The organism is Citrobacter sp. Cpo142 (genome assembly GCF_030332425.1).
Classification (GTDB): domain Bacteria; phylum Pseudomonadota; class Gammaproteobacteria; order Enterobacterales; family Enterobacteriaceae; genus Citrobacter; species Citrobacter portucalensis.
The window spans coordinates 169,760-187,559 of the sequence record NZ_JAOWHW010000109.1 but is presented as its reverse complement, the minus strand read 5'-3'; the positions used below and the strand labels follow the sequence as shown (position 1 = coordinate 187,559).

The window sequence follows — 17,800 nt, the reverse complement described above, 5'->3', positions numbered from 1 at the left end:
ACGGCCTCCGCAGAGGCCGTCTTACTTTTACTGGCAATTACAGCGCTTTCAGGATCGCATCCACGCTAGCTTTGGCATCACCAAACAGCATATGGGTGTTATCTTTAAAGAACAGCGGGTTCTGCACACCTGCATAGCCGGTGTTCATCGAACGTTTGAACACGATGACGTTCTGCGCTTTCCACACTTCCAGTACCGGCATGCCGGCGATTGGGCTGCGCGGGTCATCCTGCGCCGCCGGGTTTACCGTGTCGTTGGCACCAATAACCAGTACGGTATCGGTATCGGCGAAATCATCGTTGATCTCATCCATTTCCAGCACGATGTCATAAGGTACTTTGGCTTCCGCCAGCAGCACGTTCATATGACCTGGCAAGCGCCCTGCTACCGGGTGAATACCAAAACGCACTTTGATGCCGCGCGCGCGCAGTTTCTCAGTGATTTCCGCGACCGGATACTGTGCCTGAGCCACTGCCATGCCGTAGCCCGGGGTGATGATCACGGAGTGCGAGTTCTTCAGCATTTCTGCTGTGTCTTCCGCAGTAATCTCACGATGTTCACCCACTTCTTCATCAGACCCGGTAGAAGAACCGTCAGAACCAAAGCCACCCGCAATAACGCTGAAGAATGAACGGTTCATCGCCTTACACATAATGTAAGACAGGATCGCACCAGAAGAACCGACCAGCGCACCGGTAACGATCAGCAGATCGTTGCTCAGCATGAAGCCCGCTGCCGCCGCCGCCCATCCTGAATAGGAGTTAAGCATTGACACGACAACCGGCATATCCGCACCGCCGATGGAGGCCACCAGATGCCAGCCAAAGGCCAGTGCAATAATGGTCATCACCAACAGTGCCAGAACCTGCAGGCCCACGCTTTCGGTACGAACAAACACCACCAGCAGCAGGAAAGAAACAACCAGCGCCGCCAGGTTCATTTTGTGACGATTCGGCAGCATCAGCGGTTTAGAGGAGATCTTGCCGCGCAGTTTGCCAAAGGCCACCACAGAACCGGTAAAGGTTACCGCACCGATGAAGATACCCAGGAACACTTCCGTCAGGTGAATGTTCACCAGAATCGGCTCCAGGCCAGTATCGTGATACAGGTAGCTGTTGAAACCAACCAGTACCGCAGCCAGACCGACGAAGCTGTGCAGAATTGCCACCAGCTCCGGCATCTCGGTCATTTCGACTTTCTTCGCCAGACGAATACCAATCGCGCCGCCGATGATCATCGCTACCAGGATCCACGCAACGTTGCCGGTATCCGGACCAAAAATCGTAGCAATCAGCGCAATCGCCATCCCGGCGATGCCGTAGTTGTTACCCTGCTGAGAGGTTTCGTGTTTCGAAAGCCCCGCCAGACTAAAAATAAACAGGATCGCGGCAACAATGTATGCAGCTGTAACTAATCCTCCAGACATATGTTACCCCTTAGTTTTTCCGGAACATTTTCAGCATGCGCTGAGTCACGGTGAAGCCACCGAAAATATTAATGCTGGCAATAAGCACCGCGATAAAGCTCAGGAAACTCACCCAGCCACCCTGGCCAATTTGCAATAACGCCCCAACCACGATAATCCCCGAGATGGCGTTAGTCACAGACATCAGCGGAGTATGCAACGCATGTGACACATTCCAGACCACGTAGTAACCCACCACGCAGGAAAGCGCGAACACCGTAAAGTGACCAAGGAACTCTTTCGGCGCGACGTCGGCGAGCCAGCCAAACAAAATCACTACCAGCGCCATCAGCGCATATTTGCGCCACGGAGAGACAGGTTTTTTCTCTTCTTTCGGCGCAGGTGCGGCTTTTGGCGCTGCCTGCGGCTGAGCAGAAACCTGGATCGGCGGAGCAGGCCAGGTGATTTCACCCTCGCGAACCACCGTGACACCACGCACAACCACGTCGTCAAAATCGACAGTGATATTGCCGTCTTTCTCTTTGCACAACAGTTTGAGCAGGTTGACGAGGTTCGTACCGTACAGCTGGGAAGATTGCGTTGGCAAACGGCCAAGCAGATCGGTATAGCCGATAACCTTCACCCCGTTCTCGGTGGTGGTCACCTGGTTAGGCACGGTATATTCGCAGTTACCGCCGTTTTGCGCGGCAAGATCGACAATTACGCTGCCCGCTTTCATCGAATCGACCATTTCACGGGTGATCAGTTTCGGAGCCGGTTTGCCCGGAATCAGCGCAGTGGTAACGATAATGTCGACGTCTTTCGCTTGCGCAGCGAAGAGTTCCATTTCGGCTTTGATGAACGCTTCGGACATCACTTTGGCATAGCCATCGCCGCTGCCCGCTTCTTCTTTAAAGTCCAGTTCAAGGAACTCTGCGCCCATACTCTGCACCTGTTCCTTCACTTCCGGACGGGTATCAAAAGCGCGCACGATAGCGCCCAGGCTGTTTGCCGCACCGATCGCCGCAAGACCAGCCACCCCCGCACCAATCACCATGACCTTGGCAGGTGGAACCTTGCCTGCGGCGGTGATCTGGCCGGTGAAGAAGCGACCGAATTCATGTGCAGCTTCAACAATAGCGCGATACCCGGCGATGTTCGCCATCGAGCTTAAGGCATCCAGCGACTGTGCGCGCGAAATACGCGGCACGGAGTCCATCGCCATAACGGTCACGTTGCGCTCTGCAAGTTTTTGCAGCAGCTCAGGGTTTTGCGCGGGCCAAAGAAAACTCACCAGCGTCGTGCCCGGATTGAGTAACGGAATTTCCGCCTCCTCCGGCGCATTGACCTTCAGGATAATCTCTGACTGCCAGACTGCATTTCCATCAACAATCTCTGCGCCTGCTTGTACAAACGCTTTATCGTCAAAACTCGCCAGTTGACCTGCACCGCTTTCAACCGCGACGCTGAAACCCAGTTTAAGCAGTTGCTCAACCGTCTTCGGCGTGGCTGCAACGCGGGTTTCATTGGTTAACCGTTCTCTTGGTATGCCAATTCGCATAATGTTCCCTTCCATCTGTAATTATGATGATGGTTTATCAATGTTCGCACGAGGCATGCGCGCACTCTCGAGAGAGGTCAGTGTTACCTCAATAAAATAAAACAGTAACAAACTCTGTATAACCTACTGAAAATGACGCCTGTGATCTAGCGCCAAAAAACAGTATTTATTATGAAATTCGCGAAATAGAGATGAATCGAACCTCAGACAGATAAAATGCCCTAAAAATAGCCCACAAAGGCTGATAATTCGCTCAAGCGAAGCGGCAAAACATGATTACCTACCTGTCAAAAACAATTGATTAACATTAAATTAACTTATGAAATTCAACTGCTTTATCAGTTTTGGTCACCAAACGCCGAAATTTTCGGCATATCACAAAATGTTATCGCTGTTGTTACCTAACGTGACACGATGAGTGAAAAATGACGCAGACACTGACACAATTTAAATGCAATAATCAGCGACGTTTCTAGTCAATAACAATACCAGTACCTGGTTTGCGCAAGGCGAAGGATTATTTTTATGAAGCTTAAGAACACTCTCCTGGCGTCCGCACTTATTTCTGCGACTGCTTTTTCTGTAAATGCAGCGACAGAATTGACGCCGGAGCAAGCGGCTGCCCTGAAACCCTATGACCGCATTGTGGTCACCGGTCGTTTTAATGCTATCGGTGATGCGGTTGCTGCCGTTTCGCGCCGTGCAGATAAAGACGGTGCAGCCTCCTTTTATGTTGTTGATACCTCAGATTTTGGCAGCGGCGGTAACTGGCGCGTTGTTGCCGACGTCTATAAAGCCGACGCTGAAAAAGCGGAAGCGTCAAAAAACCGTGTCATTAACGGCGTTATGGAATTGCCAAAAGATCAGGCCGTTCTGATAGAACCTTACGACACCGTTACAGTGCAAGGTTTCTACCGTAGCCAGCCTGAAGTAAACGATGCCATCACCAAAGCAGCGAAAGAGAAAGGTGCTTACTCCTTCTATATCGTGCGTCAGGTCGATGCCAACCAGGGCGGCAACCAGCGTATTACTGCATTCATCTATAAAGCTGATGCGAAAAAACGCATTGTACAAAGCCCTGATGCGATCCCAGCAGATTCAGATGCTGGTCGTGCCGCATTAGCAGCAGGTGGCGAAGCCGCGAAGAAAGTTGAGATCCCGGGCGTAGCAACTACCGCTTCTCCGAGTGCTGAAGTTGGCCGCTTCTTCGAAACGCAATCCACCAAAGGCGGACGTTACACTGTCACGCTACCGGATGGAACCAAAGTTGAAGAGCTGAACAAAGCGACCGCCGCCATGATGGTACCGTTCGACAGCATCAAGTTCACCGGTAACTACGGCAACATGACGGAAGTCTCTTATCAGGTAGCAAAACGCGCAGCGAAGAAAGGCGCGAAGTACTATCACATTACCCGCCAGTGGTCAGAACGTGGTAACAACGTGACGATCAGCGCCGATCTGTATAAGTAATACCCAATGCCTTATCAGGTCTACAGTCCTTGTAGACCTGATAATTTCGCGCAGTTCTGTTTCCAGACAAAACAAAAACAGCAGTATTAAGACAACTTTTCACACTATTAGTCACAAATCTCTCTATCCCCATTGCATGCGTTCTCTTCTCTCCGTAAAATCCCGCGCCTTAGTGGCTTTCACCATTTTTATGCGGTTTGCCAAAATAATTATTCTCTCACTCTCGTTTTTGTAACTGGATACAAATGGAAAAGAAATTGGGTCTGAGCGCACTGACCGCGCTGGTTTTAAGCTCAATGCTCGGCGCTGGCGTTTTCAGCCTGCCACAAAATATGGCGGCAGTAGCCAGCCCGGCTGCGTTACTGATTGGTTGGGCGATTACCGGTGCGGGTATTCTTTTGCTCGCCTTTGCTATGCTGATCCTGACGCGTATCCGTCCTGAACTGGACGGCGGCATCTTCACCTATGCACGTGAAGGTTTCGGCGAGTTGATTGGCTTCTGCTCTGCGTGGGGATACTGGCTGTGCGCTGTTATCGCTAACGTTTCGTATCTGGTCATCGTCTTCTCTGCGCTCAGTTTCTTTACCGACACACCGGAATTACGTCTGTTCGGCGACGGTAATACCTGGCAGTCGATTGTCGGCGCATCGGTACTGTTATGGATAGTCCATTTTCTGGTGTTGCGGGGAGTACAAACCGCGGCCAGCATTAACCTGGTTGCTACTCTGGCAAAACTACTGCCGCTAGGCCTGTTTATCGTGCTGGCGTTCATGCTGTTCAAGCTCGACACCTTTACTCTCGATTTTACCGGCGTCGCGTTGGGCGTGCCTGTCTGGGAGCAGGTCAAAAATACCATGCTCATCACCCTGTGGGTTTTCATCGGTGTGGAAGGCGCGGTGGTGGTATCTGCCCGCGCCAGAAATAAACGCGATGTAGGTCGCGCCACGCTGTTGGCTGTACTCGCCGCACTGGGCGTTTACCTGTTAGTCACCCTGCTATCTCTCGGGGTTGTCGCACGGCCAGAACTGGCGGAGATCCGCAATCCATCAATGGCCGGTCTGATGGTTAAAATGATGGGGCCATGGGGCGAAATTATTATTGCTGCGGGTCTGATTGTTTCCGTGTGCGGGGCCTATTTAAGCTGGACGATTATGGCGGCGGAAGTGCCGTTCCTCGCCTCCACGCACAAAGCGTTTCCGCGTATTTTTGCGCGACAGAATGCACAGGGTGCGCCATCGGCATCGCTGTGGCTAACCAACATCTGTGTACAAATCTGCCTTGTGCTGATCTGGCTCACAGGCTCCGACTACAATACGTTACTGACTATCGCCTCAGAGATGATTCTGGTGCCCTATTTGCTGGTCGGCGCATTTCTGTTAAAAATTGCCACCCGTCCAATTCATAAGGCTGTCGGTATCGGCGCGAGTATTTATGGCATATGGTTATTGTATGCGTCAGGTCCGATGCATCTGTTGCTGTCTGTGGTGTTGTATGCGCCAGGGCTGTTGGTTTTCCTTTATGCCCGTAAAACGCACACGCATGAAAACGTATTAAAACGCCAGGAGATGGCGCTGATCGGCCTGCTGCTTGTTGCTGCTGTGCCGGCTACCTGGATGCTGATGGGGTAACGTTATACCCATCGTTCGCGACATATGGAGATTACGATGGGTAAAAAAAACCCTTTGCCAATTCTTATCACCGGAGGTGGTCGTCGTATCGGCCTCGCCGTCGCATGGCACTTTCTGAATCAAAAACAGCCAGTTATTGTCAGCTACCGTACTCACTATCCTGCCATTGACGGCCTGCGAGAAGCAGGGGCGATTTGTATCCCGGCTGACTTTTCCACGGATGAAGGTGTGCTGGCCTTTGCTGATGAGGTCAAAGCACAGACGGATGGCTTGCGCGCCATTGTGCATAATGCCAGCGCCTGGGTAGCCGAAAAACCCGGCACACCGCTTAGCGAAGTACTGTCACGCATGATGCAGATACATGTCAATACGCCCTACCTGCTCAACCACGCGCTGGAAGGATTGCTACGCGGTCATGGGCACGCTGCCAGCGACATCATCCATTTCACGGACTATGTTGTGGAGCGCGGCAGCGACAAGCACATTGCTTATGCTGCCAGCAAAGCGGCGCTGGATAATATGACCCGCTCGTTCGCGCGCAAACTGGCACCGGAGGTGAAAGTGAACGCGATTGCCCCCTCGCTTATCCTGTTTAACGAGGGTGACGATGCAGAGTATCGCCAGCAGGCACTGAACAAATCACTGATGAAAACCGCACCAGGTGAAAAAGAGGTCATTGATTTAATTGACTATCTCCTAACCAGTTGTTTTGTCACCGGCCGTAGTTTTGCCCTTGATGGCGGGCGTCATCTGCGTTAGTGCAGTTTGATCCAACAAAAGATCAGTAACCACGCGCTCAGGCTCCAGCACACTACTGCACCGCCGAGCGCGACGGGTAAGCGCATAAACCCGGTGAAATACCACAGTGAAACAAGGTAGACAAAATAGGGAATAATCGACCACATGCTGAATACAATGGTTGTACGTAACGCCTCGATCCCTCGTTCACTGGCCACGATATAGTGGGCAATCAACGCAAACGTCGGGAACAGTGGAATTAATCCAGCAATATAGTAATTCTTTGTTTTCGCCAGCAAACCAATCAACACCACCACCAGCGCACCGAGCGCCGCTTTTATAACGAGTCCCATCACTCTGCCTTAACACATCAATAACATCAGCCCCTAGCATAACGGAAGCGTTCTTGTTTAGAAAAGATTAATGGAAGGAAAAACCGGGGCGGTGTATGTTGGCGTTTTATATTCAAAATGAATGATATGAACACCATCGTATTTGTTGAAGATGATCCCGAAGTTGGCTCACTGATTGCAGCCTATCTGGCCCGACATGATATTGAGGTTATCCTTGAACCTCGTGGTGATTTGGCCGAGGAGAAAATCCTGCATGTTCAACCCGATCTGGTGTTATTAGATATCATGCTGCCGGGCAAAGACGGGATGACTATCTGCCGCGATTTACGCGGACGCTGGCAAGGCCCGATTGTCCTGCTCACCTCGCTGGACAGCGACATGAACCATATCCTGGCGCTGGAAATGGGCGCCTGTGACTACATTCTGAAGACAACGCCGCCAGCTGTGCTGCTGGCTCGTCTGCGCCTGCACCTGCGCCAGAATGAACACTCAGCACTGTCTAAAGGCATTCAAGCGGCAACCATCACTCCGCACACAACGCTGCGCTTTGGCACACTCACTATCGATCCCACCAACCGCTCCGTGCTGCTCGGCGGCGAGCAAATCTCTCTTTCCACCGCTGATTTTGAATTACTGTGGGAGTTGGCAACCCATGCCGGGCAGATTATGGACCGTGATGCGTTGCTAAAGAACCTGCGCGGCGTAAGTTATGACGGTATGGATCGCAGCGTTGATGTCGCGATTTCCCGGTTACGCAAAAAACTGCTCGATAACGCGACTGAACCCTATCGAATCAAAACGGTACGCAACAAAGGTTATCTGTTCGCACCGCACGCCTGGGACGACGAGCCTCATAAGTAATCCAACCGGGCCGATCTCATTGGTCGGCGGGATTGTTCACAATACGTTACACCGTCACGTAAAATCGTCTACAGAACAGGCATTTAAACGCCATCCGACGCCGTTCCACACTTTTTGTGTGGCTGTTACCCTCCCCCCTCCCTATAATCCGTCGCGGTCCTGAACCCTTATGGTTCATAGGTTTTTTTCGCACTAACAAATCTCTTTCCGGCATTTCAGGTGCTGAATGAGGCAAGAGGCTACAATATGTTCGTAACGCTCGCGTATATCGCGTTCTTTTTGGTTTGTTCATGGGCAATTTTTAGAATCAACCAAAAAAGTCACTCTCTTTCAAAAAGCGTCTTCATCGCTATTTTTATGGGGGCCGTTATCGGCTTATCCCTGCATCTCATTGCTGCTGACGAAAGTAAAACAGTTATCGACTGGTATAATGTTATCGGCAACGGTTATGTTAATTTACTGAAGCTGGTTGCGGTTCCGCTGATTTTCATCTCTATTCTTTCAGCCATTAATAAGCTCGAAAACAGCGCTGGCATTGGGAAAATGTCGTTAACCATTGTCGGATGCATGCTCTGTCTGGTAATGATTGCCGGTTTTATTGGGCTGTTGACTGCACATGTATTAGGTCTGGACGCCAGTGCGTTTGTTCATATGCAGTCCACACTGACGGCAGACGATGTGAGTAAAACTGCCGCCATTTCACTGCCTAAACTGGTTACATCTCTGATCCCAACGAATATCTTCCTTGATCTAACAGGAGCCAGAAGCGTTTCCGTCATTGGCATTGTTATCTTCACCCTGCTTGCCGGCGTGGCATTATTAAAGGTCAAACAAGACGCCCCGCAAGAAGGTAAAAAATTAAGTGCTGGCATTAACGCTATCCAGATTTGGGTGATGAAAATGGTGCGTATCGTTATTGCCCTCACCCCTTATGGTGTGATGGCATTAATGGCAGGCGTATTTTCCGCGTATCGATTTGAACAATTTGCCAGTCTGTTAGGCTTTATTGCTGCCTGTTACCTTGCGATTCTGATGATGTTTATCGTCCACGCACTGATACTGGTTCTGAGCGGTAATAATCCCGTTCACTATTTTAAAACTGTCTGGCCAGTTTTAACCTTTGCATTTGTTTCACGCAGCAGTGCAGCATCTATTCCACTGGCTATTTCCGCACAAGAAAAATTTGGCGTGCAAAACACCATAGCTAATATTGCAGCTTCATTCGGCTCCAGCATGGGTCAAAACGGCTGTGCCGGGATCTATCCGGCTATTATGGTGGCGATGATTGCTCCAACAATTGGGATTGATCCGCTATCAGTACATTTTTTGCTCGCCATGCTGCCTGCGATTGCGCTGGGTTCTATTGGGGTGGCGGGTGTCGGCGGTGGCGGAACATTTGCTGCGCTGATCGTCCTTTCAACGCTGAACTTCCCGGTCGCGCTGGTGGGGATTTTCATTGCTATCGAGCCTGTCGTCGATATGGCCAGAACGGCATTAAACGTGAACGGTTCGATGATGTCTGGCGTGCTGGCTAACAGGCTCCTGAAAAAGAGTGCTGAAAAACCACAACCCGTGAACGCGAATTAGTCAGTCCTAAAAAGATCAAAGCCTTCCTGTTCCTGGAAGGCTTTCTTTTGTGTCAACTAAACGTCAGTCCGTCGTATTTTTTCCAACGGTAGTTTACGGCGGAGATAATCCAGCAGCCGATAAAGACGCCAATAATCGCAAAACCAACATTCCCCATATGGTCACTCAAATTGCTGACGGTATCCCACAACCCCCCCTGAAGCGAAAACGCGTCAGAGAGAAGTCCCAGCGCCTCCAGCCCGCCAATAAATAGCGCAACAATCACGGAAGTCCCGGTAATGGTCATATTGTAATAGAGCTTACGTTGCGGCTTATTGAACGCCCATCCGTAGGCCTCAACCATCAGAATACTGTCGAGACAATCAATTAACGCCATACCGCAGGTAAACAGTGCCGGGAATACGAGAATTGACCAAACTGACATGCCGCTGGACGCGCTTGAAGCAGAAATTCCCAGCAGAGAAATTTCAGTGGCGGTATCAAAACCCAGACCAAACAGAAAGCCGACAAAATACATATGCCAGTCTTTACCTACCAGCCGAAACGCTGAGCGGAAAAGCCAGTTCAGAGGGCCTGAAACTGTAATGTCTTCCGTGGTGCCATCGTAAGTACCGGTGCGTTTAAGATGGCGGAATGCCTTCCAGACCTGGCAGAAAATAATGAGATTGATGGTAGCCAGAATCAGCAAAAATACGGCAGAGACCGTAGTTCCTATCAGACCACCGACATTCTGAAACCATGCCATATGTTGCTTAAACACGCTGGTAGTTAACGCAATGCCAATGCTGGCCAGCACCACAATGGTAGAGTGTCCCAGAGAAAACCAGGCCCCCGTTGTCAGGGCACGTTTTTTCTGCTGCATGAGTTTACGCGTCGCGCTGTCTATCGCGGCGATATGATCGGCATCAACGGCATGGCGCAAACCATAGCACCACGCAATCAGACTCAGTGCCAGTAAGGAAGTGTTGTTGCTAAACTCGGTGAAAGCCCACAGCCACGCTACGATGTTTGCCCCGATGAGTAAGACCATCAACAAAAGAATATTCGGGCGTTTTTTTAATAATGAAAACAATGCGTTCATTGTTTCCGGCCTGTCAAATTTTCGCTCAACAACACACCACACCGCCGTTCATTGATTGATTAATACAACGTTTACCAGGCTAATGATAACTCTTAAGAATTACTAACCCAGTGTCGTAGATCAAAATTGATTACCACCTGAAGCAAGTTCTGCCATCGCTAGCTCCGCAATACGCAGAGGTACCGTTGCGCTGTCACCCTCTTGCAGAAACCAGACGGACGACAACCCACACCAGGCAACAATCCACATCAGTAAACGCTGCCGTTCAATTCTGGCGATTTCAGACACAATGTTGACTCGTTGCGTGAATCTTTCAGGCTCAATGGCGACAGGTCTGGTAGGTTCGGCAAGATCGGGGTTAGTAAAGATATTGGCGTAATCAAAGCCACGCTCGCCCACCAGCCCTTTGGGATCGATAGCCAGCCATCCTCTCGTTCCGAAATCAAGAATATTGCCGTGGTGTAGATCGCCATGTAATACGACTGCATCATGGGGTGAAGATAGCAGTAAGTTTGCCACCGCAGCACAACGCGTCAGGATACCGCCATGCTTTTTCGCGGCAGGAGCCAGATCGCGAAACCAATGGTGCAGAGGTGTTAACGCAGGCGTAGACGCATTTCGGGAGAGATGGAGTCTACTGGCAGCATGGCAAATAATGCGACAGGCCTGCGCATCGTTGCCAGTCCAGGACATGTCCGCTAAAGACCATGTCTCTGTCGCACGTTCCAGCAGAATCGCCCCTGCTGCATGAGCAAGTACTTTCGCTGCGCCATTTCCGTTCCACCAGACCATGAGTTCACAGCCGATCCGTTCACTGTCATCGTCGGTGATCTTTAGTATGGCTTTCTGCCCGTCCTTGACCACCACCACAGGCAAAAGCTGCGATGTGTGCGTTTCAAACGGTTCACCATCTGGAGTGAGCCCCCAACGGTTGAGCCAGGTGTTGAACAGACGATTTTCCAAACAATATCCTCATTTTTCTCTGGAAGATGGTAATCAAAAGGATCCGTGTCGGCATTATTCCTGTTTTCTTTTGGTTGAGCCACAACCCCCACTTCCATCATCACTGACTTATCGGGTAGAGCACTAACAGGCACATCCTTGTGTATCTGTGTGCCATGCTGACTGTGTTCGGTATATGAGGAGGACACGATGATCACGTTATGCAAAACCTGTGGAACATCCTATGAGGTAACTGGCGCCCATCCGGAACATTGCGATATCTGCCTGGATGAACGTCAATATGTCCCCACAAGCGGGCAGAAATGGATCGATTTTGACACCCTGTGTGCATCGCATACAAATAAGTGGAAGCAACACGACAGTACTCTCCTCAGCATCCGCACCGTTCCTGATTTTGCAATTGATCAGCGCGCGTTTCTTGTGCGTACCCCAGAAGGAAATATTCTGTGGGACTGCATTGCCACGCTCGACGATGCCACAAAAACGCTAATAACGTCCCTTGGCGGCCTTAAGGCTATCGCGATTTCGCATCCTCATTACTACACCACCATGCAGGACTGGGCTGCGGAATTTAACGCGCCGATTTACCTTCATGCCAGCGACAGAGGGTGGGTAATGCGCGACAGCCCGTGGATTAGATTCTGGGATGGCGACACCATTGAGTTAACCCGTGACGTCACGATGATACGTCTCGGCGGGCACTTTGCTGGCGGCTGCGTCCTGCACTGGGCGCGTGACGAAGGCGTCGTGCTTTCTGGCGACATCGTTCAAGTTACACCAGGTGCCCATGCAGTCTCATTTATGTGGAGCTACCCCAATATGCTACCGTTGCCAGCCGCCACCGTCAGCGACATCATCCAACGTCTGAGAACAGTGAAATTTAAGCAACTTTACGGCGCATTTGAAGGAAAAGATATTACGCAAAATGCCGATGAAATTGTGCGCCGTTCAGGTGAAAAATATATTTCCTGCCTCAAATAAACCGCAGTTTATTCACCAACCATGCTCAGGAAGGTAAAAATGGATAGAACTTATAAATCACGCCCATCACAGAAACACTCACTATCACACTGATAATGAAGTAGGTTTTGAAAGGCTGCTTTTGTGTTTTATGGCGAAAGATTTGTTGACCCGCTATCGCGCCGCCCCATCCGCCCACAACGCCAAACACCAGCAATGTGGATTCCGGCACTCTGCGCCAGTCCTTGCGTGCCGCCATTTTGTCCACGCCGTATAACAGCAGCGTCAGAACGTTGGCGAGTAGAAACCATATAACAAGAGGATAAGTGGTGAAAATGCAGCCGACCGCTGCGAAAATGAGTAGCGAATAACAACAGCGATTGAGATTCATATTTTCAGTCACAGCACTTTTCAGGAAGTATCGGCACGCATTATACGCAAGGTCAGTCATCCCTGCCACGGGTGAGAATATCCATTTTATTATTATGCCTATATCCCCAAAGATAGCGCAAATTCTCTGGTCTGCGGCGTACCTAACAATTCAAACAAGAGAGCCGTTTTCATTATTCAAAACAAATGGTAATTTATTAAACCCAAATGGAGAAATTGTTCTGGAGTCACAAGGATGAGAAAATACTCATATCCATATTTGTTTTTTGTTACCGTCTCATCTCTCGGCGCAATATTTCTCTTTTACTGGTGGAAGGTAACGATATACAGAGCGACATTTCTCTACCCGCTCACATCCAAATACCTCATGCTTATTTCTCTGGCAGTGTCATTGTTAATTACCTTATTTCTGGTAGGTAATGGGATAATGAAAAAAAGTCCCTTCCAAACCTATCTGAAATTATTTGGTGGCATCAGCATTGCCATGGTGCTGTTTTCAGTGATCATGGTTATGGCGATAACCTGGTTCATTCCGGGTGTCCCCTCGTCCTATACCGCCACATACGTCTATGCTACAGGAAGTTCTAAAAGCTGTTCGGGGGCTGATGTTGACGATCCGGATCTCGGGACTAACATCAGAATTTGCTATCCCGAAGGGAACTACGAATATAACAACACCATCTACGTTGAGAAACAAAGTAACCTTTTAGGTGCGGTCGTGACATACGCCAGAACAACCCCATCCCGATTTTGATTAACTTACAGCGTAGAAAGCAATGCGTGATCCAGCGAAAGGTCATTCCGCGCCCTTAGGAGCCATAAGAATGCAGAAAAGAGATATACAGTGTACTCTGCGTGGACAAGCACGCCGGATGGTGATCGGAGAACCTTTCTGAACCCACGCATCGGCGGATACCGCTGTGCCCACTTTTTTCCCCTGAGGGACACGTGCACTCGCTAACTTATTGAGCGTTCGGTGATTTTTTATGAAGAAACTGTTTGTGCAGTTTTACCTCCTGCTGTTTGTCTGCTTTTTGGTGATGACCCTGTTGGTCGGTCTGGTATACAAATTCACCGCAGAACGCGCAGGCAGACAGTCGCTCGACGATTTGATGAAAAGCTCGTTGTACCTGATGCGCAGTGAACTACGCGAAATCCCGCCACGCGACTGGGGTAAGACGCTGAAGGAGATGGATTTAAACCTCTCATTTGACCTTCGCGTTGAACCGCTAAATAAGTACACACTGGATGCCCCAACCATGCAGCGTTTGCGCGAAGGCGATATTGTGGCACTTGACGATCAATACACCTTTATTCAACGCATTCCTCGCAGCCATTACGTGCTAGCCGTCGGCCCGGTTCCTTATCTCTATTTTCTTCATCAAATGCGCTTGCTGGACATCGCGCTGATGGCGTTTATTGCTATCTCACTGGCCTTCCCGGTACTGATCTGGATGCGCCCGCACTGGCAGGAAATGCTCAGACTCGAATCCGCCGCACAACGTTTTGGTGAAGGACATCTGAGTGAACGCCTTCATTTTGACAGTGGTTCCAGCTTTGAGCGCCTGGGCGTAGCGTTTAATCAAATGGCCGACAATATCAATGCGCTGATCGCCAGTAAAAAACAGCTCATCGATGGTATTGCCCATGAGCTTCGTACCCCGCTGGTACGTTTACGTTACCGGCTGGAAATGAGTGATAACCTCACCGAGCAGGAATCTCAGGCTCTGAATCGTGATATCGGCCAACTGGAAGCGTTGATCGAAGAGTTACTGACCTACGCCCGCTTGGATCGCCCGCAAAATGAACTGAAACTCAGCGTACCGGACCTACCTGCTTGGTTAACCACCCATCTGGAGGATGTGCAAAGCGTGAATCCTGACCGTGTGGTGCAATTACGTCATCTCGAAACTGGCGACTACGGCGCGTTGGATATGCGCCTGATGGAGCGGGTCCTGGATAATTTGCTGAACAATGCCCTACGCTATTGCCAGTCTACAGTGCAAGCCAGTCTGCTGCTGAGCGGCAATCAAGCCACGCTGGTAGTGGAAGACGACGGTCCCGGTATTGCACCAGACGCACGCGAACAGGTTTTTGAACCGTTTGTACGCCTTGATCCCAGCCGTGATCGGGCGACCGGGGGTTGTGGGCTTGGGTTAGCCATCGTCCACTCAATAGCGTTGGCTATGGGAGGGACGGTCGTCTGTGGTGAAAGTGAACTTGGCGGTGCCCGTTTTACTTTCCGTTGGCCCGTCTGGCATAACATTCCTGAAATTTCAGCTGCCTGATCTATTCTGCTCGGTGGTCAGGCGATGGATGTTGTGTTATAAAAAAGTATGTTGTAACTAAAATGGTAAACCTATGGCCCGTTACGATCTCGTTGACCGCCTGAACGGCACCTTTCGCCAGATGGAACAAGAACTGGCGCTTCTGAACGAAAACCTGTTGCAGCAGACGCTGCTTATTGCCCGCGTATTCTCGTTACCGGAAGTGGTCAAAGAGGCAGAGCATGCCCCTCTGCAAAACATTGATGTTAAGCAGCACTTAAGCAAAGAGGCTGAAGCGCTGGCATTGCGTCATTACCGTCACCTGTTTATTCAGCAGCAGTCCGAAAACCGCAGCAGCAAAGCGGCCGTCCGCCTACCGGGTGTATTGTGCTACCAGGTTGATAATGCGGCGCAATGTGCTCTGGAAGAACAAATCCAGCGTATAAACCAGTTGAAAACCACCTTCGAGCGCATTGTTACAGTAGAATCAGGGCTGGCGCCGGCAGCACGTTTCGAATGGGTGCATCGCCACCTGCCGGGGCTGATTACACTGAATGCCTATCGCACGCTCACCGTTGTCAGAGATCCTGCCACCCTGCGATTCGGCTGGGCTAACAAGCACATTATTAAAAACCTGAAACGCGATGAAGTACTGCAGCAACTGGAAAAAAGCCTGACCTCACCGCGCAGCGTACATCCCTGGACTCGTGAAGAATGGCAGCAGAAGCTTGAACGCGAATATCAGGATATCGCCGCCTTACCGCAGCAGGCCCGCCTGAAGATCAAAAGGCCGGTAAAAGTGCAGCCTATTGCCCGCGTCTGGTACAAAGGAGAGCAAAAACAGGTGCAATATGCCTGCCCGACACCACTGATTGCTTTGCTTAATAACGACAACGGTATGACCGTACCGGATATCGGCGAATTACTGAATTACGATGCCGAAAACGTTCAGCATCGCTTTAAACCTCAGGCGCAGCCGTTGAGATTGATTATTCCCCGGCTGCACCTGTACGTTGCGGATTAACTGCCTGGCCGCATGCTGCCAACCATCAGCTCCGGACGTACCCAGCTGTCGAACTCCGCTTCGGTGAGATATCCCAGCGCCAGAGCGGAGGCTTTTAGCGTCAGCCCTTCTTTATGCGCTTTTTTGGCAATTTCAGCCGCTTTATCGTAACCGATATGGGTGTTGAGCGCGGTCACCAGCATCAGCGACTCATTGAGCAGTTGATCTATTCGTTCACGGTTGGGCTCGATTCCCGTCGCACAATGTTCATTGAAGCTTTCCATACCGTCCGCCAGCAGGCGTACCGACTGCAGGAAGTTGTGGATGACCATCGGTCGATAGACGTTGAGCTCAAAGTTACCTGACGCCCCACCCATATTGATGGCGACATCGTTGCCCATCACCTGGCAGCAAAGCATAGTCAGCGCTTCACACTGGGTAGGATTGACTTTACCCGGCATGATCGAGCTGCCCGGTTCGTTTTCCGGAATTGAAATTTCGCCAATACCACAGCGCGGGCCAGATGCCAGCCAGCGTACATCGTTGGCGATTTTCATCAGTGATGCTGCCAGCCCTTTTAGCGCTCCGTGGGCATGAACCAGCGCATCGCAGGTGGCCAGCGCTTCAAATTTATTCGGAGCGGTAACGAACGGCGCGCAGGTAATGACCCGCAGTTCATCCGCGACCCGGCGGGCGTATTCGGGATGAGTGTTCAGTCCTGTACCTACCGCGGTTCCCCCCAACGCCAGTTCTGCCACATGCGGTAAACTGTTTTCAATGTGTCTGAGGTTATGTTCAAGCATTGCTACCCAGCCGGAAATCTCCTGGCCAAGCGTAAGTGGAGTTGCATCTTGCAGATGTGTACGACCAATTTTAACGATATCGGCGAAAGCGTGGGACTTATCACTGAGCGTTTTGGTCAACACATTTAATTGTGGGATCAAAGATTTACGCAGCGCCAGCTGTGCGGCAACGTGCATTGCCGTCGGGAAGACATCGTTCGAGCTTTGGCTTTTATTGACATCATCGTTGGGGTGTACTTTCCGCTCCATTCCCCGCTCACCGCCCAGCAACTCGCTGGCCCGGTTTGCCAGCACCTCGTTCATGTTCATATTGCTTTGCGTGCCGGACCCAGTTTGCCAGATGGCCAGCGGAAACTCATCGCGGTGTTTATCAGCCAACACTTCATCTGCAGCCTGCATAATAGCCCTGGCTTTATCCTCCGCCAGCAGCCCCAGATCCTGGTTAACCTTTGCCGCAGCGCGTTTCGTCAGCGCCAGCGCATGGATCAACGAGACCGGCATTTTCTCCGTTGAGATACGAAAATGCTCCAGTGAACGTTGGGTTTGCGCGCCCCAAAGCTTATCGGCAGGAACATCAATCGCCCCCATTGAATCATTCTCGCGGCGTACCGTTACCATTACCTGCTCCTTACATTAACAGTTGATTAGGTTATGTTTCGACATTGCCCATTTGCATTGGTCTTATGAGTATTAACGAGGATAAAGCTGTCGTTTGGTGGTTCGTGCGGTA

At 50.7% G+C, this 17,800-nt stretch carries 16 protein-coding genes; 9 read left to right on the top strand and 7 right to left on the bottom strand.

Going from position 1 to position 17,800, the window contains the following annotated elements; genetic code table 11:
- Positions 1-37: 37 nt before the first annotated feature.
- Both pntB and pntA read right to left on the bottom strand, forming a co-directional pair.
- Positions 38-1,426 (bottom strand): Re/Si-specific NAD(P)(+) transhydrogenase subunit beta, encoded by a 1,389-nt coding sequence (gene pntB / locus OGY18_RS07610; protein ID WP_003832859.1) that lies wholly within the window; start codon positions 1,424-1,426, stop codon positions 38-40.
- Between the two features lie 10 nt (positions 1,427-1,436).
- Positions 1,437-2,966, bottom strand: a complete 1,530-nt coding sequence (pntA, locus tag OGY18_RS07605; protein WP_286552453.1) for a Re/Si-specific NAD(P)(+) transhydrogenase subunit alpha — start codon at positions 2,964-2,966, stop codon at positions 1,437-1,439.
- Between the two features lie 525 nt (positions 2,967-3,491).
- On the opposite strand from pntA, the gene ydgH reads away from it, so the two are divergent.
- The 3 genes from ydgH to folM all read left to right on the top strand — a co-directional run bounded on the left by ydgH (position 3,492) and on the right by folM (position 6,823).
- Positions 3,492-4,436: a DUF1471 family protein YdgH gene (gene ydgH, locus OGY18_RS07600; protein ID WP_003832856.1), complete on the top strand. Its 945-nt coding sequence runs from the start codon at positions 3,492-3,494 to the stop codon at positions 4,434-4,436.
- 245 nt (positions 4,437-4,681) lie between these two features.
- On the top strand, positions 4,682-6,064 hold the full coding sequence (locus tag OGY18_RS07595) for an amino acid permease (protein ID WP_126957135.1): 1,383 nt from the start codon (positions 4,682-4,684) through the stop codon (positions 6,062-6,064).
- Between the two features lie 36 nt (positions 6,065-6,100).
- A complete protein-coding gene (folM, locus tag OGY18_RS07590; RefSeq protein ID WP_020996413.1) occupies positions 6,101-6,823 on the top strand; it encodes a dihydromonapterin reductase in 723 nt (240 codons plus the stop codon).
- Here folM and OGY18_RS07585 read toward each other — a convergent pair.
- The gene (locus OGY18_RS07585; protein ID WP_003832844.1) at positions 6,820-7,155 is read right to left on the bottom strand and encodes a GlpM family protein; all 336 of its coding nucleotides are present in this window, start codon (positions 7,153-7,155) and stop codon (positions 6,820-6,822) included. The genes folM and OGY18_RS07585 overlap by 4 nt on opposite strands.
- A gap of 117 nt (positions 7,156-7,272) precedes the next feature.
- On the opposite strand from OGY18_RS07585, the gene rstA reads away from it, so the two are divergent.
- Together rstA and OGY18_RS07575 are read left to right on the top strand one after the other, a co-directional pair.
- Entirely contained in the window at positions 7,273-8,016 is a 744-nt protein-coding gene (rstA, locus tag OGY18_RS07580) for a two-component system response regulator RstA (protein WP_239606448.1), read from the top strand.
- 246 nt (positions 8,017-8,262) lie between these two features.
- On the top strand, positions 8,263-9,603 hold the full coding sequence (locus tag OGY18_RS07575) for an L-cystine transporter (protein WP_048214246.1): 1,341 nt from the start codon (positions 8,263-8,265) through the stop codon (positions 9,601-9,603).
- A gap of 52 nt (positions 9,604-9,655) precedes the next feature.
- Here the strand turns inward: OGY18_RS07575 and OGY18_RS07570 are convergent, their stop codons facing one another.
- Together OGY18_RS07570 and OGY18_RS07565 are read right to left on the bottom strand one after the other, a co-directional pair.
- Complete coding sequence (locus tag OGY18_RS07570) at positions 9,656-10,684, bottom strand: HoxN/HupN/NixA family nickel/cobalt transporter (protein WP_212023682.1); 1,029 nt, start codon at positions 10,682-10,684, stop codon at positions 9,656-9,658.
- A gap of 120 nt (positions 10,685-10,804) precedes the next feature.
- Entirely contained in the window at positions 10,805-11,647 is an 843-nt protein-coding gene (locus OGY18_RS07565; RefSeq protein ID WP_267438059.1) for an aminoglycoside phosphotransferase family protein, read from the bottom strand.
- 189 nt (positions 11,648-11,836) lie between these two features.
- Between OGY18_RS07565 and OGY18_RS07560 the strand changes: the two genes are divergently transcribed.
- The gene (locus tag OGY18_RS07560) at positions 11,837-12,628 is read left to right on the top strand and encodes an MBL fold hydrolase (protein WP_048214249.1); all 792 of its coding nucleotides are present in this window, start codon (positions 11,837-11,839) and stop codon (positions 12,626-12,628) included.
- A gap of 25 nt (positions 12,629-12,653) precedes the next feature.
- Here OGY18_RS07560 and OGY18_RS07555 read toward each other — a convergent pair whose 3' ends face one another.
- Entirely contained in the window at positions 12,654-12,998 is a 345-nt protein-coding gene (locus tag OGY18_RS07555) for a DUF1294 domain-containing protein (RefSeq protein ID WP_286552699.1), read from the bottom strand.
- 234 nt (positions 12,999-13,232) lie between these two features.
- Between OGY18_RS07555 and OGY18_RS27315 the strand changes: the two genes are divergently transcribed.
- The 3 genes from OGY18_RS27315 (at position 13,233) to tus (ending at position 16,288) form a co-directional block, all read left to right on the top strand.
- Positions 13,233-13,751, top strand: coding sequence for a hypothetical protein (locus tag OGY18_RS27315; RefSeq protein WP_219988115.1), 519 nt, complete (start codon positions 13,233-13,235; stop codon positions 13,749-13,751).
- Positions 13,752-13,983: 232 nt separating this feature from the next.
- Complete coding sequence (gene rstB, locus OGY18_RS07545) at positions 13,984-15,285, top strand: two-component system sensor histidine kinase RstB (RefSeq protein ID WP_003832829.1); 1,302 nt, start codon at positions 13,984-13,986, stop codon at positions 15,283-15,285.
- 73 nt (positions 15,286-15,358) lie between these two features.
- Positions 15,359-16,288 carry a DNA replication terminus site-binding protein gene (tus, locus tag OGY18_RS07540; protein ID WP_286552439.1) on the top strand — a complete coding sequence of 310 codons (930 nt, stop codon included), beginning with the start codon at positions 15,359-15,361 and terminating at the stop codon, positions 16,286-16,288.
- Here tus and fumC read toward each other — a convergent pair.
- Positions 16,285-17,688 carry a class II fumarate hydratase gene (fumC, locus tag OGY18_RS07535; protein ID WP_286552437.1) on the bottom strand — a complete coding sequence of 468 codons (1,404 nt, stop codon included), beginning with the start codon at positions 17,686-17,688 and terminating at the stop codon, positions 16,285-16,287. The genes tus and fumC overlap by 4 nt on opposite strands.
- Positions 17,689-17,800: the final 112 nt, after the last annotated feature.

Coding starts and splice junctions, on each gene's coding strand:
- pntB (WP_003832859.1), bottom strand. CDS start 1,426: ATGTCTGGAGGATTAGTTACAGCTGCATACATTGTTGCCGCGATCCTG.
- pntA (WP_286552453.1), bottom strand. CDS start 2,966: ATGCGAATTGGCATACCAAGAGAACGGTTAACCAATGAAACCCGCGTT.
- ydgH (WP_003832856.1), top strand. CDS start 3,492: ATGAAGCTTAAGAACACTCTCCTGGCGTCCGCACTTATTTCTGCGACT.
- OGY18_RS07595 (WP_126957135.1), top strand. CDS start 4,682: ATGGAAAAGAAATTGGGTCTGAGCGCACTGACCGCGCTGGTTTTAAGC.
- folM (WP_020996413.1), top strand. CDS start 6,101: ATGGGTAAAAAAAACCCTTTGCCAATTCTTATCACCGGAGGTGGTCGT.
- OGY18_RS07585 (WP_003832844.1), bottom strand. CDS start 7,155: ATGGGACTCGTTATAAAAGCGGCGCTCGGTGCGCTGGTGGTGGTGTTG.
- rstA (WP_239606448.1), top strand. CDS start 7,273: ATGAATGATATGAACACCATCGTATTTGTTGAAGATGATCCCGAAGTT.
- OGY18_RS07575 (WP_048214246.1), top strand. CDS start 8,263: ATGTTCGTAACGCTCGCGTATATCGCGTTCTTTTTGGTTTGTTCATGG.
- OGY18_RS07570 (WP_212023682.1), bottom strand. CDS start 10,684: ATGAACGCATTGTTTTCATTATTAAAAAAACGCCCGAATATTCTTTTG.
- OGY18_RS07560 (WP_048214249.1), top strand. CDS start 11,837: ATGATCACGTTATGCAAAACCTGTGGAACATCCTATGAGGTAACTGGC.
- OGY18_RS07555 (WP_286552699.1), bottom strand. CDS start 12,998: ATGAATCTCAATCGCTGTTGTTATTCGCTACTCATTTTCGCAGCGGTC.
- OGY18_RS27315 (WP_219988115.1), top strand. CDS start 13,233: ATGAGAAAATACTCATATCCATATTTGTTTTTTGTTACCGTCTCATCT.
- rstB (WP_003832829.1), top strand. CDS start 13,984: ATGAAGAAACTGTTTGTGCAGTTTTACCTCCTGCTGTTTGTCTGCTTT.
- tus (WP_286552439.1), top strand. CDS start 15,359: ATGGCCCGTTACGATCTCGTTGACCGCCTGAACGGCACCTTTCGCCAG.
- fumC (WP_286552437.1), bottom strand. CDS start 17,688: ATGGTAACGGTACGCCGCGAGAATGATTCAATGGGGGCGATTGATGTT.